The 14,028-nt window shown below is 52.7% G+C and carries 12 protein-coding genes and 1 CRISPR repeat array; of the genes, 5 read left to right on the plus strand and 7 right to left on the minus strand.

Translation table 11 applies throughout. The annotated features are described in order from the left end of the window. Positions 1 to 14 precede the first annotated feature (14 nt). Positions 15 to 1,430 carry a PLP-dependent aminotransferase family protein gene (locus AB8809_RS03880; RefSeq protein WP_349854533.1) on the minus strand — a complete coding sequence of 472 codons (1,416 nt, stop codon included), beginning with the start codon at positions 1,428 to 1,430 and terminating at the stop codon, positions 15 to 17. 91 nt (positions 1,431 to 1,521) lie between these two features. On the opposite strand from AB8809_RS03880, the gene AB8809_RS03885 reads away from it, so the two are divergent. The 3 genes from AB8809_RS03885 to AB8809_RS03895 all read left to right on the plus strand — a co-directional run bounded on the left by AB8809_RS03885 (position 1,522) and on the right by AB8809_RS03895 (position 3,226). Continuing rightward, positions 1,522 to 1,959 (plus strand): GNAT family N-acetyltransferase, encoded by a 438-nt coding sequence (locus tag AB8809_RS03885; protein WP_349854532.1) that lies wholly within the window; start codon positions 1,522 to 1,524, stop codon positions 1,957 to 1,959. A 134-nt stretch (positions 1,960 to 2,093) separates the two neighbouring features. Beyond that, the gene (locus AB8809_RS03890; RefSeq protein ID WP_181847159.1) at positions 2,094 to 2,525 is read left to right on the plus strand and encodes a carboxymuconolactone decarboxylase family protein; all 432 of its coding nucleotides are present in this window, start codon (positions 2,094 to 2,096) and stop codon (positions 2,523 to 2,525) included. An 86-nt stretch (positions 2,526 to 2,611) separates the two neighbouring features. Continuing rightward, the gene (locus AB8809_RS03895) at positions 2,612 to 3,226 is read left to right on the plus strand and encodes a hypothetical protein (RefSeq protein WP_015841653.1); all 615 of its coding nucleotides are present in this window, start codon (positions 2,612 to 2,614) and stop codon (positions 3,224 to 3,226) included. A gap of 60 nt (positions 3,227 to 3,286) precedes the next feature. Here the strand turns inward: AB8809_RS03895 and AB8809_RS03900 are convergent, their stop codons facing one another. The 4 genes from AB8809_RS03900 to ssb1 all read right to left on the minus strand — a co-directional run bounded on the left by AB8809_RS03900 (position 3,287) and on the right by ssb1 (position 7,340). Next, a complete protein-coding gene (locus AB8809_RS03900; protein WP_181847157.1) occupies positions 3,287 to 3,877 on the minus strand; it encodes a hypothetical protein in 591 nt (196 codons plus the stop codon). Positions 3,878 to 4,062: 185 nt separating this feature from the next. Then, positions 4,063 to 4,521, minus strand: coding sequence for a GNAT family N-acetyltransferase (locus AB8809_RS03905; protein WP_180778593.1), 459 nt, complete (start codon positions 4,519 to 4,521; stop codon positions 4,063 to 4,065). A 212-nt stretch (positions 4,522 to 4,733) separates the two neighbouring features. Further along, entirely contained in the window at positions 4,734 to 6,560 is a 1,827-nt protein-coding gene (locus tag AB8809_RS03910) for an amidohydrolase (protein ID WP_349854530.1), read from the minus strand. 249 nt (positions 6,561 to 6,809) lie between these two features. Next, entirely contained in the window at positions 6,810 to 7,340 is a 531-nt protein-coding gene (gene ssb1, locus AB8809_RS03915; RefSeq protein WP_180778595.1) for a single-stranded DNA-binding protein SSB1, read from the minus strand. Positions 7,341 to 7,592: 252 nt separating this feature from the next. On the opposite strand from ssb1, the gene uvrA reads away from it, so the two are divergent. Both uvrA and AB8809_RS03925 read left to right on the plus strand, forming a co-directional pair. After that, a complete protein-coding gene (gene uvrA / locus AB8809_RS03920) occupies positions 7,593 to 10,427 on the plus strand; it encodes an excinuclease ABC subunit UvrA (RefSeq protein ID WP_180778596.1) in 2,835 nt (944 codons plus the stop codon). 16 nt (positions 10,428 to 10,443) lie between these two features. Then, positions 10,444 to 10,863, plus strand: a complete 420-nt coding sequence (locus tag AB8809_RS03925; RefSeq protein WP_015841647.1) for a secondary thiamine-phosphate synthase enzyme YjbQ — start codon at positions 10,444 to 10,446, stop codon at positions 10,861 to 10,863. Between the two features lie 39 nt (positions 10,864 to 10,902). Beyond that, a CRISPR array of direct repeats spans positions 10,903 to 12,311; the repeat unit is 28 nt; unit sequence TTTCTAAGCTGCCTATACGGCAGTGAAC. A 129-nt stretch (positions 12,312 to 12,440) separates the two neighbouring features. Here the strand turns inward: AB8809_RS03925 and cas6f are convergent. Both cas6f and csy3 read right to left on the minus strand, forming a co-directional pair. Then, entirely contained in the window at positions 12,441 to 12,995 is a 555-nt protein-coding gene (gene cas6f / locus AB8809_RS03930; RefSeq protein ID WP_349854529.1) for a type I-F CRISPR-associated endoribonuclease Cas6/Csy4, read from the minus strand. 9 nt (positions 12,996 to 13,004) lie between these two features. Continuing rightward, entirely contained in the window at positions 13,005 to 14,018 is a 1,014-nt protein-coding gene (gene csy3, locus AB8809_RS03935; protein ID WP_349854528.1) for a type I-F CRISPR-associated protein Csy3, read from the minus strand. Positions 14,019 to 14,028: the final 10 nt, after the last annotated feature.

Raw genomic sequence — 14,028 nt, forward strand, 5'->3', positions numbered from 1 at the left:
GGCTCGAAACCCTTTCATAACCCGATGGCAACGGCCAGTCGATGTACCAACGCCTTCGCCATCGCAGGTTCGGTCACATTAGTGAATCCCATAAGTAGCCCACCGTGTGATGACCTGCTCATTCGCCAGTCATTCAGCGCCTGAATGGCAAGACCATGAGATTGCGCCGCCGCTGCCAGAGACTGATCGTTGCCACGGGCGGCCAACTTAGCTAACACATGAATACCGCCTGCCTGCGGCTGGACGATCAGGTGCGAACCTAATGTCTGGAGCAGCTCATCGACGAGATAGCCGCGGCGAATCGCATACAGTGACCGCATTCTGCGCAAATGGCGGGCAAAGTGACCTTGCTCCATGAAAGCCGCCACCGTGGCCTGAGGCAAGATCGAACCGGGGCAGCAAAAGTGATTTGCCGTATCCTTGAAGCGCTCGATCTGCGGTTCAGGGACAACCAGATAGGCTAAGCGTAGGCCGGGAAACAGCACCTTGCTGAAGGTGCCGGTATAGAGCACGCGCCCGTCGCGATCCAGACTTTTCAGCGCTGGCAATGGCCGGCCGTGGTAACGGAACTCGCTGTCGTAGTCATCCTCAATGATCCACGATCGGCGGTGGCTGGCCCATTCCAACAGCTGTAGTCGTCGGGGCAAGGACAACGCCACGCCCATGGGGCTTTGGTGTGTGGGAGTCACTACGGCAAAACGTGCCTCTGCGGCTCGTTGTTGACCCATGTCCACATTCAGGCCTTCCTCATCCACTGGAACGGGTTCCAGATGCATACCTGCTCGCTCCAAAAACTGGCGCGCAAAGAGATAGCCGGGATCCTCGAACCATCCACTATCACCGGGTTGCAATAACGTGCGACACACCAGTTCCAGCGCTCCCCGGTAGCCTGCGGTGATGAACACCTGCTCGTATGTGCAAGTGATACCGCGCGAGATTCCCAGATAGGTCGCGATGGCGCGGCGAAGTGGTTCATAGCCCGCCGGATCGGGATAGATCATGGCTGCCGTATCCAAAGTACGTAAGTTGTGTCCGGCAAGGCGCGCCCAGCTCTTGCGGGGAAAGGCATCCAGTGCTGGTAAACCGAGTTGGAAAGGTTGTACTTGAGCTGCCTCGGTCTGCGGGCGCGTGGGTATTTGAGAAAGGGATGTGGCGATGTGTCCCGACTCGCCCAGATTTTCCAGCCGGGGTGATACGATGGTTCCTGCTGGGCCGCGTGTCATAAAATAGCCTTCACTGGCCAGCATCTGATAAGCCATTTCGACTGTGCCGCGTGCCAGATTTAGCTCACTGGCGAGGCTGCGCACGGACGGCACGCGATCGCCCGGATGAAGTTTTCCGGCGGTAATGGCGTCGCGGTAGCGTCGATACAACTGTAAATAGAGCGGTGCATCGTGTTCTCTGCTTGGCTTCAGTTGCTGCATGTCCATCCGTTATGTCCCATTCATTTACTCAATTCTTGCACCTTTTTTATGGGGCATGATTTTCCTAACATACCTGCTCCATTACAAGGAGATTGGCATGAGCACCTTTCGATTGAGCCTCATTGACAGCGATCGGGACTACCTGGCTTGCTTCGATGTTATGCGGGAGCTACGGCCTCATCTTCCTGATGCTGCCGCATTTACTGCGCAGGCACGTCGTCAGGCTGGGCAAGGTTATCGTCTGTTGGCGGCATGGCAGAGCGATCTCGTCATGGGATTGGCGGGCTACCGCATTCAGGAAAACCTATTGTATGGCCGATTCCTCTATGTTGATGATCTTGTGGTTGCCGTCGCAGCCCGCGATCGGGGGCTCGGCGGCCTGCTGATCGAGGCAATGCGCGAGGAAGCGCAGCGGCAAGGCTGTGTGCATCTGGTGCTTGATACGGCCCTGAGCAATGCGCTGGCACAACGCTTCTATTTTCGTCAGGGCTTGCTCGCTAAAGGGCTACATTTCAGCCAGGCGCTATCGGTGTGAGGGGCCGTGAAACAACGACTTTGCGATCACCTCGGATGGCACGGTCAGGCAACTCCCGACGGTTGAAACATAGGCTCAGACGCTCTATGCGCTGACTTCTTTTCTCGTTCTTTCATTCTTACTGGAGATCTTCTATGAGTACGCTTCGTTTGCCCTACCAAACCCTCTCGCCAGAAGCCTATCAAGGGTTCGGCATTGCCAAGAAAGCGCTGAACAAGAGCAGCCTTGGCAAACCGTTGATCGAATTGGTCTATTTGCGTGTTTCACAAATTAATGGCTGCGCTTTTTGTCTGGAGATGCATGCGTCGGCTTTGCGTGCAGACGGTGTGCCAAATGCCAAGCTGGACAGCCTGGCGGGCTGGCGTGTGAGCGCGCAGTTCAATGAACGCGAGCGTGCGGCGCTGGCCTGGACTGAATCGCTTGTGGATGTGGCTCGCAGCCACGCGCCTGATGAAGATTTCGAACCGCTGAAGGCGCATTTCAGCGATGCAGAGATCGCCGATCTGAGCTTTGCTGTTGCGCTGATGAGTGCCTTTAATCGGTTGGCGATCGGCATGCGCCAATAAGGTGTGAGTGAAGATCAACGTAGCGGGTTCATTCATGTTGTGCTCAAATCCCTTACTGTGATGGTTTTATGTCTACGGAGGGAGTGATGGAGATTGAACAGAGAAACTCGGGCGAACATCAAACGGTTATCAATAATGAATCAGGCGTTATTAACGTCAATAATCACCACGGGCAATACACTAATCTGGTGGGCGAAAACACGGCTCGTATTTATAAGGAAATATCGCATTCTGAGCAGAGTAAGTTCATTGTCAGTTTTGTCGCCGTTTGTTTATTGCCGGGATTGAGTCTTGTCGCGGATCTTATGCAGATTCATCCCGCAATCAACTTACCGCTGTGGGCGTATGTTGCCGCATTCGGGGTGATATTTGGTGTGGTGCTGGTGGGATATTATGACAATCTCCGCATTTTTGTCGTCGGTGCACCCAATAAAGAGGAATGCAAACAGCTTTATGCCGACAGGTTATTTAGCAGAACTGAGGACGGCTATATTGTATTTACCCACACGACAGCATGTATTTATCCAGACTGCTGCGGAAACATCGTGATTGCGACACCTCCAGAGCGATACAACGGAGAATACTCATTTTTCGGTAAATGCAGCCTGGCTGGCAGGCAGCACTCTTACGGAATTGACTATAACTTCAAAGCGTACCCGATAAAGGTGGATTGGCGGCCGATGCCCAAATCTAACCAATAGCGCTGTGGTGGTGAGTGTCTGGCGTCGCGATATTGCATGCCAGACACGATTACTGATGTGCTATTTCAGTGATAGCAGACGCTCAAGCGCCGTGACGCGGTAGTCGCGGGCATCGATATAGCCACCGTACCATTCGCTTTCGCTAGGGGAGACGAGCTTCTCGATAAACCAGCGATTTCTCATGATTGAAACCAGTTCAATAATGGTCATGGCAATGGCATAAGCAAACCAAATCGCAGCGATAACCACGCCAAGATAAAACCACGGCCAGTTGACTGCCATTGTCTGCTGCACTAATAAGACAACGGCGCAGATCTGAATCAATAACTTCCCCACATAGGCGCGCAGGAAAAATTTCTGCATGCTTTCAGCGCTAAAGAAATATGGGTTGGTTAATGACGTTCTGGTTTCACGCACCGGGATACCGTGCACATAGACCATCCATTCACTCTTTTCCTTTGGCAAAAAGACGATGCCTTTTTCACTCAGGCTGTGTAATCGCAGAGAGAGGATGACGGGGTAAACGAGCCCCATGACGAGAAGATAGAAAATGGGGGCGCTGATGCCGACAAGCGCCAGCGCGCCACAGAGACAAATCGCAAAAAAGATCCTGACGGTGTAGATAAAAAGAGAAGCAGATTGGTAGTTCATTTGAAATCCATTTGTACCCGTCATACTTCAAGTTGCATGTGCGTTGGCTTCGTTTACTCACCCGAATCACTTACCTGAGTAAGCTCATCGGGATTCCTTCCCTTGCCGCCTTCCTGAAACTCGAATTATTTAGGCTAAATATACGGTGTTTTCGCCGCATTACTCTACTGCTTATCTTTTTATAGTTAAAGCGGCATTCTATATTCTATAACACCCGGTTTTTCTGCTACCCAATCATAAAGTCGCTGGGCTGTTTTATTGGTTTCCTGGGTATGCCAATACAGCCGATCGCAGTGTTTTTCCTGCGCTTTTTCTTTCACATATTCAATCAGTTTTTTGCCAACGTTTTTACCGCGAGCGGTGGGGGCAACGAAAAGATCTTCCAAGTAACAATAAAGGTTTACACCCCAGGTGGAATCGTGAAAAACAAAATGTGCGAAGCCGATAATGTGTGATCCTTCTCGTGCTACGGCGCAGTGAACGGGAATCTCTGCTTTAAAAAAGCGATCCCAGGTTATTTTAGTGACTTCATCGGTAAGCTGGACGTTATAGAACGCCTGATAACTTTCCCAATAGGGTAGCCATTGCTCATAATCTTCTGGTTCGACTGAATTAATTATAATTTCCCGATCTGAATTCATCATTTTTACTCTCATGTTGTCGCGAATATTTTGTGGTTACGAATGGGTGCTGAAAATCAGGCTGCTTTTCATAGCAATAAGATAGCAACGGAATAGCCGGGTATGCCCCGCCACTTATTGATAGGTAGGCAGACCAATTCGGGGGAGTGAGAGCGGTGTTTGCAGAGGCGCCGCATCGACGCCCCTGATATTTGCGTGTAATAGACTGCGCGGCGTCAGGATTTCTCTGGCGCTGAATGCACGAGCTGGCCTTTGAAATACGTCTTGACCACGCTGGTGCGATGAACCTGTTTGATCGGTACGTTAAATAAGTGACGATCCAACACGATTAGATCGGCAGATTTACCCAGTTCTACCGATCCCGTTTCTTTTTCGATCCCCATCGCTTTTGCGCTGTTGATGGTATAGATACGAATTGCTTCAGACAGATCGACGGCCTCTTCGGGAGCCAGTGTGCCGGGTGCGTCACCCAGTGGGTTCTGACGTGTTACCAGCCCTTCAATGCCAATCCAGGGAGACGGTGTTGGGCCACCTGCGGGCCAGTCAGAACCGCCGGCAACCACTGCGCCAGAACGCAGCAATTTGACCGTGGGGACAAAATCCTTCATACGTTCTTCGCCAATCGTCACTACGCTGGCGTTTGTCATATCGGACGGGAACCACAGCATCGGCGAGAGGTCGGCAGCTACCCGCAATTGTGCAAAGCGTGGCATATCTTGTGGTGAGATCAGGTGTGTATGCGCGATTTGATGCATGGGGCCATTTGGCCCATTTATTTTACGTACCTGCTCAACGGCATCCAGCGCCAGACGCAGCGAGCCATCTCCCGCAGCATGAAGCTTGGTTGATATGCCTTGTTTATCCAGCTTGGATAAAATTTCTACAACCTGCTCGGTGGTGTAGTGTGTATCGCCGTGGTAGTGATCGCCATGTGCCTGAGTGGGCAAATAGGGGGCAAGCAGTTTCGCGGTATGGGCTGGCGGGACGCCATCCAAAACAAATTTAAAACGATCGGGGAAGAAGTTGGTGGTGCGGTAGACGTCGCGCCGGGCAACCAGCTCCATGCCCGCGGCACCTTCATCCAGAAGCGGGGTAGAAACGATCGAGCCGATAATGCGTAAAGGCAGGCCTTCTGCCCGGTCAATCTTGCTCCAGATGCGCAAATTCACTTCAGAACTGACCGCTTCCTGTACGCCCGTGATACCTAACGACACCATCGTTTTTGCGGCACCGCGTCCTGATGTCAGCCGTTGTTCTTCCGTGCGTACTGGAACCAGACTTTGTACATGCTGGAACGCGGGGAATTCTTGCAACAGACCTGTAGGCTCGCCTGTTTTGGCGTCTTTAACAATAACGCCTCCGGCTGGGCTAACGGACTGGGCGGTGATAGTGGCTAAACGCATCGCTTCGCTGTTAATCCAGCGGTTATGGTAGGAATCATCACGCAGAATGACCGGACGCCCGTTACTGACTCTATCCAGTTTCGCCAAGGCTTCAGCGGTAGACAGCTCCGCCATACGCGGGCTACCCCAGGCAGACCCGATCACCCATTCGCCCGGCCCGGCTTTTTGCGCGCATTCACTGACCTTATTCAGAATGTCATCCAGTGAGCTTGTTTGCGCGAAGTTACAGGAGTAAATATCTTCATAGCCGCCGTCTAATGGGTGAGCATGGACGTCATTAATCCCCGGCATTGCCATGCTGTCCTCAAGATCAACCACCTGTGTTTTCGGACCGATAAATTCCGCGGCCTGTGCATTTGAACCGATGAAAACGTAACGACCATCGCGTACCGCGACGGCTTCTGCCCACGGCTGGCCTTGATTAACGGTGTAGATATTGCCGTTACGTAACACTAAATCGGCAGCCGTTGCCGTTTCTGCTGCGATGAGTGTCGGTGAGGCAAAAAGCAAACCAGAGACGGTTATAGCAAGTGCTGCGAGCCTGAAAGATGCGTTGCCAGAATGGGATGAGGATGTCTTGCTGTCGAGGATGTGGGATAGCTTTTTGTTATCGGCGCGAAGCGCACTATTTTTTGCCATACGTTATATCTCCATATATAGCGTTTATACCCCGTTGATGGGGCGTTGCTATTTTTTAGTAGCGATGGAGAAATAACTGTACAGATTGTGCTCTGCTTATCTCGATGAGCACTAAACGCACATCGGGTGATAATTTCTTTAGTTGATTGTTTACCGGTGCCTTTTCTGCACGCCGAAAAAATAAAAAACCCCGATAAATCGGGGTCTTACTATTATTTTTGATCAACGACGTTGATAGACGAATAACTCTTAGAACGGGATATCGTCGTCGAAATCCATTGGCGGTTCGTTGCTTTGCGCTGGAGCGCTGTTTTGGGCTGGGCGCTGCTGAGCTTGTGCGCCGCCGCTGAACTGGTTGCCGCCCTGTGGTTGCTGAGGTTGTCCCCAACCGCCTTGCTGCTGGCCGCCACCTGCTGGTGCGCCGCCGCCCTGACGTCCGCCTAACATCTGCATGGTGCCGCCGACGTTAACGACGACTTCGGTGGTGTAGCGCTCTACGCCAGCCTGATCGGCCCATTTACGGGTTTGCAGTGCGCCTTCGATGTAAACTTGAGAGCCTTTGCGCAGATATTCGCCCGCGACTTCAGCCAGTTTGCCGAACAGCACCACGCGGTGCCACTCGGTCTTCTCTTTCTGTTCGCCGGTCTGTTTATCACGCCAGGATTCGGAAGTTGCCAGTGTGATGTTGGCAACTGCACCACCATTCGGCATATAGCGGACTTCCGGGTCTTGACCCAGATTCCCGACAAGAATCACTTTATTAACGCCTCTGCTGGCCATGCTCGTCTCTCCTGATGAATCGGTAGATTTATTTTCTAAGTCTAAACGATCAATCTTACCATGTGGAAAACTCTCTGTCATACCTGCGAAATAGCTTCAGAAATGAAAGTAAAATTTGCAGCGTTTGCAAGGTAAAGGGGTTTAATACTGGATATCCATTCAGTTTTTTTTGTGCCATAATTGCTCGTTTCGTACCGGTTCTCTCCCTTCGAGAGGCGATGACAAACCGTTTTTATTCCGGGAAGTGTGTGAATGGATAAGATCGAAGTTCGTGGTGCTCGTACCCATAATCTCAAGAATATCAACCTGATAATCCCTCGTGACAAGCTGATCGTGATCACCGGTTTGTCGGGTTCGGGTAAGTCATCGCTGGCGTTTGACACGCTGTATGCCGAAGGGCAGCGGCGCTATGTGGAATCCCTCTCTGCTTACGCCCGTCAGTTTTTGTCGCTGATGGAAAAACCGGACGTCGATCATATAGAAGGGCTATCGCCCGCCATCTCTATCGAACAGAAATCCACCTCGCATAACCCGCGTTCTACGGTCGGGACGATTACCGAAATTCATGACTACCTGCGTTTGCTGTTTGCACGCGTAGGTGAGCCGCGCTGCCCAGAGCATGATGTGCCGCTGGATGCGCAGACGGTCAGCCAGATGGTGGACAACGTGCTGGCGCAGCCGGAAGGCAAACGCCTGATGCTGCTGGCGCCGATTGTGAAAGATCGCAAAGGTGAACACAGCAAAACGTTGGAAAACCTTGCTTCACAGGGTTACATCCGCGCCCGTATCGACGGGGAAGTGTGCGATCTGTCCGATCCGCCGAAGCTGGAATTGCAGAAAAAGCACACCATTGAAGTTGTCGTCGATCGCTTTAAAGTGCGTGACGATCTGGCGCAGCGATTGGCTGAGTCGTTTGAAACCGCGCTGGATCTCTCCGGCGGCAGCGTGGTGGTCGCGGACATGGACGATCCTACCCAGCCTGAACTGCTGTTCTCGGCGAACTTTGCCTGCCCGGTGTGCGGCTACAGCATGCACGAGCTGGAACCGCGCATGTTCTCGTTCAACAACCCAGCGGGCGCGTGCCCAAGCTGTGATGGTCTGGGCGTGCAGCAATTCTTTGATCCGGCTCGCGTGGTGCAAAACGCGGAGCTGTCGCTGGCGGGCGGCGCGATTCGCGGCTGGGATCGTCGTAACTTCTACTATTTCCAGATGCTGCGCTCACTGGCGGAGCATTACAAATTTGACGTCGATGCGCCGTTTGAAAGCCTGAGCGCCGCGGTGCAGAAAGTGATTCTGTACGGCTCTGGTAAAGAGAACGTCGAATTCAAATACATCAACGATCGCGGTGACACCTCGGTACGCCGCCATCCGTTCGAAGGCGTGCTGCACAACATGGAACGCCGTTATAAAGAGACGGAATCCACGGCGGTGCGCGAAGAACTGGCGAAATTCATCAGCAACCGTTCCTGCGCCAGCTGCGGCGGCACACGCCTGCGTGAAGAAGCGCGTAACGTATTTGTTGAGCAGACGACGCTGCCGCAGATTTCCGATATGAGCATCGGTCATGCGATGACGTTCTTCCAGAATATGAAGCTCAGCGGGCAGCGCGCTCAAATCGCCGAGAAAGTGCTGAAAGAGATTGGCGATCGACTGAAGTTTCTGGTGAATGTCGGGCTGAACTATTTGTCGCTTTCCCGCTCGGCGGAAACGCTGTCCGGCGGTGAGGCGCAGCGTATTCGTCTGGCAAGCCAGATCGGTGCCGGGCTGGTTGGCGTAATGTACGTACTGGATGAGCCGTCCATCGGCCTGCATCAGCGTGACAACGAGCGCCTGCTGGAAACGCTGATTCACCTGCGTAATCTGGGTAATACCGTCATTGTGGTAGAACATGATGAAGACGCGATTCGCGCTGCTGACCATGTGATTGATATCGGCCCCGGTGCGGGCGTGCATGGCGGCCAGATTGTCGCTGAAGGCACGATGGAAGAGATCATGGCGGTGCCGGATTCGCTGACGGGGCAGTTCCTCAGCGGTAAACGCAAGATCGAAATCCCGAAACAGCGCGTGCCTGCGGATCCGACCAAAGTGCTGAAGCTGATTGGTGCGAAGGGGAACAACCTGAAAGATGTCACGCTGACGCTGCCGGTTGGGCTATTTACCTGTATCACCGGCGTGTCGGGATCGGGTAAATCGACGCTCATCAACGATACCTTGTTCCCACTGGCGCAGCGTCAGTTGAACGGTGCGACGCTGGCGGAGCCTGCCGCTCACCGTGAAATTCAGGGATTGGAACATTTCGATAAGGTGATCGATATCGATCAAAGCCCGATTGGCCGTACACCGCGCTCCAATCCGGCGACCTACACCGGTATTTTCACGCCGATTCGTGAGCTGTTTGCTGGCGTGCCGGAAGCGCGTACTCGCGGCTACAACCCTGGCCGTTTCAGCTTTAACGTGCGCGGCGGGCGCTGCGAAGCCTGCCAGGGCGACGGCGTGATTAAGGTCGAAATGCACTTCCTGCCGGATGTCTATGTGCCGTGCGACCAGTGCAAAGGCAAGCGCTACAACCGCGAAACGCTGGAAATTCAATACAAAGGCAAAGGCATTCATGAAGTGCTGGATATGACCATCGAAGAAGCACGAGAGTTCTTTGATGCCATTCCGGCGCTGGCGCGGAAGCTGCAGACGCTGATCGACGTTGGCCTGTCCTACATTCGCCTTGGGCAGTCGGCCACCACGCTGTCCGGCGGGGAAGCGCAGCGTGTGAAACTGTCGCGCGAGCTGTCAAAACGCGGAACCGGCCAGACGCTGTATATCCTCGATGAACCGACAACCGGTCTGCACTTTGCCGATATTCAGCAGCTTTTGGCTGTGTTGCATCAGTTGCGCGATCAGGGCAATACCATCGTGGTGATTGAGCACAATCTGGACGTGATTAAGACGGCAGACTGGATTGTCGACTTAGGACCGGAAGGCGGCAGCGGCGGCGGAGAAATTCTGGTCTCTGGCACGCCGGAAACGGTGGCAGAGTGCGAACAGTCCCACACCGCACGCTTCCTGCGACCGATTCTGGCACGCGAAGCCTGATAGCAGGGAGATGGCGATGTGGATGCAATATGAAATCCGCCTGAAGCCGAAAGCCAGGGGTTTCCATCTGGTGACTGACGAAATACTGGCGCAGGTTACTGCACTGCGCCAGATAAACGTTGGGCTGATGCATGTGTTCATCAAACACACCTCGGCGGCGCTAACGATTAACGAAAATGCCGACCCCACGGTGCGGCAGGATTTCGAAAGCTTTTTTAATCGCTTAGTGCCGGAGGATGAACCGTACTACCGCCATACTTATGAAGGTAGTGACGACATGCCCGCGCATCTGAAAGGCAGCCTGCTGGGCAACAGCCTGACGATTCCCATCACTAACGGACGCCTGAACATCGGTACCTGGCAGGGCATCTACCTGTGCGAGCACCGCAACCACGGCGGTAGCCGCTCGCTGGTTGTTACTCTCAACGGGGAATAAGCCTCCAAAATGCGTCGCACCAGCGACGCATCTCGATAAGCATTTAGCTGCCTGTGCGGCAGTGAACTCTTTCAGGGCTTTAATCCACGACCCTACATATTTCTAAGCTGCCTATGCGGCAGTGAACTCATTGACTGGTTCAGAAAGGTGACTGGTTCTCTTCTAAGCTGCCTATACGGCAGTGAACCGGGAAAATAGCGGCACGAACCCGCGAGAACGTTTCTAAGCTGCCTACACGGCAGTAAAAGCAAAGGTTTGTGAAGCCCGCGACAAGCAGCGTTTCTAAGCTGCCTATGCGGCAGTGAACCGGGTTGTGAACCCACCGGGATGTAATGCCCATTTCTAAGCTGCCTATACGGCAGTGAACTCGGCGGCGTGCAGCTCCTTCGCAATGTTCTTTTTCTAAGCTGCCTACACGGCAGTGAACGTTTGGTAGGGTTTATGAGCTTAAACGAGAGATTTCTAAGCTGCCTATGCGGCAGTGAACAATTACCGAAACGTAGCGAGCCTGAGTATTCCTTTCTAAGCTGCCTATACGGCAGTGAACCTGGAAAGCGCTAATTCTCCAAGTAAATAGCGTTTCTAAGCTGCCTACACGGCAGTAAAATCAACCGCCTTTGCCCCTATCTCCCGCAATGCTTTCTAAGCTGCCTGTGCGGCAGTGAACCATTCTGTTTATTTGCGGGTGATAACAGTTACTTTCTAAGCTGCCTATGCGGCAGTGAACGGTGTTTCGTTTTTATCGCGTTGGTCTGACGATTTCTAAGCTGCCTGTGCGGCAGTGAACAATCCGTTCACCCTGCCACCATGCTGTTATGTTTTCTAAGCTGCCTATACGGCAGTGAACATACCAGAGAATCAAGTGGCCTTCTTTAATGCTTTCTAAGCTGCCTATACGGCAGTGAACATACATATGTACGTGTTTTGTTGTTTTCAGAATTTCTAAGCTGCCTATGCGGCAGTGAACCGATGTGTTGTTGTCATGGGTACTACGCAGTGTTTCTAAGCTGCCTATGCGGCAGTGAACACCCCGCTTTCAGAAATTCAGGTATCTTCAAATTTCTAAGCTGCCTATACGGCAGTGAACCCAACTATCCGCAATCTGTCCGCTTTCAATGCTTTCTAAGCTGCCTATACGGCAGTGAACGCGATGTGGTCGATGAGGCGCTTAACGTTGACTTTCTAAGCTGCCTATACGGCAGTGAACTGGCCGATACAGTCATGTTTTCTACGGCTGACTTTCTAAGCTGCCTATACGGCAGTGAACACCCGTAGCGTCTGATATTTTTTACCGTGAGTTTTCTAAGCTGCCTATACGGCAGTGAACAACGCCCAGAAACAATGTATTCAGGGTCTTGTATTTCTAAGCTGCCTATACGGCAGTGAACCCGACGGTGCCTTTGTGGCGATGAATGAACCATTTCTAAGCTGCCTATACGGCAGTGAACCGTTACGTTTTTACGCTAACCACCAGATTGTTAAAGAGAATATGGTTTTTTTTTCGAAAACCCCTTTTTTATTAGGGCGACCAACCGCAATTAAAAATCAATCCGTTGCAGCCGGTCGCCAAAAAAGGGTCAGAACCAGGGAACGGTGGCTTCTGCGCTTAAACCGTAGGAAGAGAAGCGGCCAGCGACAGGGGAGTCCTGTAGCGGGCCATGTTCCACAAACACGAAAAACATCTGCCCGTTGGACAAACTCTTAATTTGCACAAATGGCAGTGCGCTGCGTTTTTCCACCGCATCGGGAATTCGTGCTGCGGCTTCCGCTTCCGTTAGCCAGCCTTTGTTCACCGAGCGTCGGCGCAACCGTTCAGCGCTGCTCTTGAGCTGAACGCGGCGTACGGTGCGAAATTTCACGCCGTCAGGTACGGCTTTACACTCAGAAACTTGCGTGTAATCCCGCAATCCTTTCAGCCAGGCCGTTTGCTCCAACGTAGAGAGCGCCTCTTTTGTACCGTGCAGTCGCAGACATTCCCCTAGCGTTTTACCCACATTGGGAAAGCTGATCCCAATCTTGCCATCCGCCACCTGTCCGAGCGCTCGGTGCAGTTTGGCAAACAGCGCGTTCAAGAGCTGCGAGGCTGTGAACTCAAGATCGGGCTGGACGCGAATGTCAATGTAGTGATCCATACCGCCACCTTATTCGCCTTTTTCACCAAACACGCCGCCGCGAATCAGCGTGGCGATCACATAATGCTGCTGCTCTGGCGCAGGTACATCGCCTTTAATCACCCAGTTATCCAGCAGCGTGTAAAAATCCATTTTATCTCTGGGCTGACGGTAGGCTTTGCCTCGGCTGGTGACGGAACCGTAGGGTTCGACGGCAATCGGGCCAGCCTCATCCGCCGCCGGATGCCAGTCGTCGATGGTGCGCAATGCGTTACCGATTTTCTGTGAATGAATCGCGGCGACATCATTGACCTGATAGAGGATTTTACCTTTATCTTTATTCACTTGTTTATCAAGAATGAGTTCCTGAGAAGGGAAAACTTCCTGCCCGTTACCGAGCTGTACGTAAGCTTCCACGGTAAAAAGCACCGATGAGTCGCCAGCTAGCCCTTGTTCAATGGCTTGCGCCAGTGCAGCAAGATCGCCCGTTGGCTGGCTGAACTGGCGCAGTGAATAGTCTTCACCGTTAAATTCCCAACTCCGTTCACCTTTTTTGGTGACGACGACGCGGATCGCCTCTGCACCAATGCGGTTGCGCCACAGAAAACGGCCGTTCGCGATATTTTCTGCATAGCGTGCCGCCAGTGTGCCAAAACCCTGATCCTGAGCGTATCCGGCGATGATGTTACCCAACGCGGTTTGATAATCCGGATCGTTACAGACCGAGGGCTGCGCCAGATTACCCAGCACGCGAAGGGTGAACTCGATTTTCAGGGTATCGGCACCGAAGGGAAGGGCGGCAACGTCCACTTTTTGCAAATTGGCATTTTCAATTTTTTGATTTAGCTTGCCAGGATCGCTAGTCACTGCATTCGGTTGGCGGTTAGAGATCGTCCCGCGCACCGATTTCTCCTGAATGGCAATAGGTGTCCAGCTATCCTGCTGCGCCCAGTTGCCTGCATACATTACCGCGTCCGAATTCGCCAGCTTGCGTTCAAAAGCCAGTACCGATGCAGTTTTTAAACTTGTTGGTGCTTTTGCCATGATGTCGTCC

The sequence above is a fragment of the Pectobacterium aroidearum genome (assembly GCF_041228105.1).
GTDB lineage: Bacteria > Pseudomonadota > Gammaproteobacteria > Enterobacterales > Enterobacteriaceae > Pectobacterium > Pectobacterium aroidearum.

Bases quoted from the DNA above. Each gene is read 5' to 3' on its own strand.
- AB8809_RS03880 (WP_349854533.1), bottom strand. From the start codon at position 1,430: ATGGACATGCAGCAACTGAAGCCAAGCAGAGAACACGATGCACCGCTC.
- ssb1 (WP_180778595.1), bottom strand. From the start codon at position 7,340: ATGGCCAGCAGAGGCGTTAATAAAGTGATTCTTGTCGGGAATCTGGGT.
- AB8809_RS03895 (WP_015841653.1), top strand. From the start codon at position 2,612: ATGGAGATTGAACAGAGAAACTCGGGCGAACATCAAACGGTTATCAAT.
- AB8809_RS03925 (WP_015841647.1), top strand. From the start codon at position 10,444: ATGTGGATGCAATATGAAATCCGCCTGAAGCCGAAAGCCAGGGGTTTC.
- csy3 (WP_349854528.1), bottom strand. From the start codon at position 14,018: ATGGCAAAAGCACCAACAAGTTTAAAAACTGCATCGGTACTGGCTTTT.
- AB8809_RS03910 (WP_349854530.1), bottom strand. From the start codon at position 6,560: ATGGCAAAAAATAGTGCGCTTCGCGCCGATAACAAAAAGCTATCCCAC.
- AB8809_RS03890 (WP_181847159.1), top strand. From the start codon at position 2,094: ATGAGTACGCTTCGTTTGCCCTACCAAACCCTCTCGCCAGAAGCCTAT.
- AB8809_RS03885 (WP_349854532.1), top strand. From the start codon at position 1,522: ATGAGCACCTTTCGATTGAGCCTCATTGACAGCGATCGGGACTACCTG.
- AB8809_RS03905 (WP_180778593.1), bottom strand. From the start codon at position 4,521: ATGATGAATTCAGATCGGGAAATTATAATTAATTCAGTCGAACCAGAA.
- cas6f (WP_349854529.1), bottom strand. From the start codon at position 12,995: ATGGATCACTACATTGACATTCGCGTCCAGCCCGATCTTGAGTTCACA.
- AB8809_RS03900 (WP_181847157.1), bottom strand. From the start codon at position 3,877: ATGAACTACCAATCTGCTTCTCTTTTTATCTACACCGTCAGGATCTTT.
- uvrA (WP_180778596.1), top strand. From the start codon at position 7,593: ATGGATAAGATCGAAGTTCGTGGTGCTCGTACCCATAATCTCAAGAAT.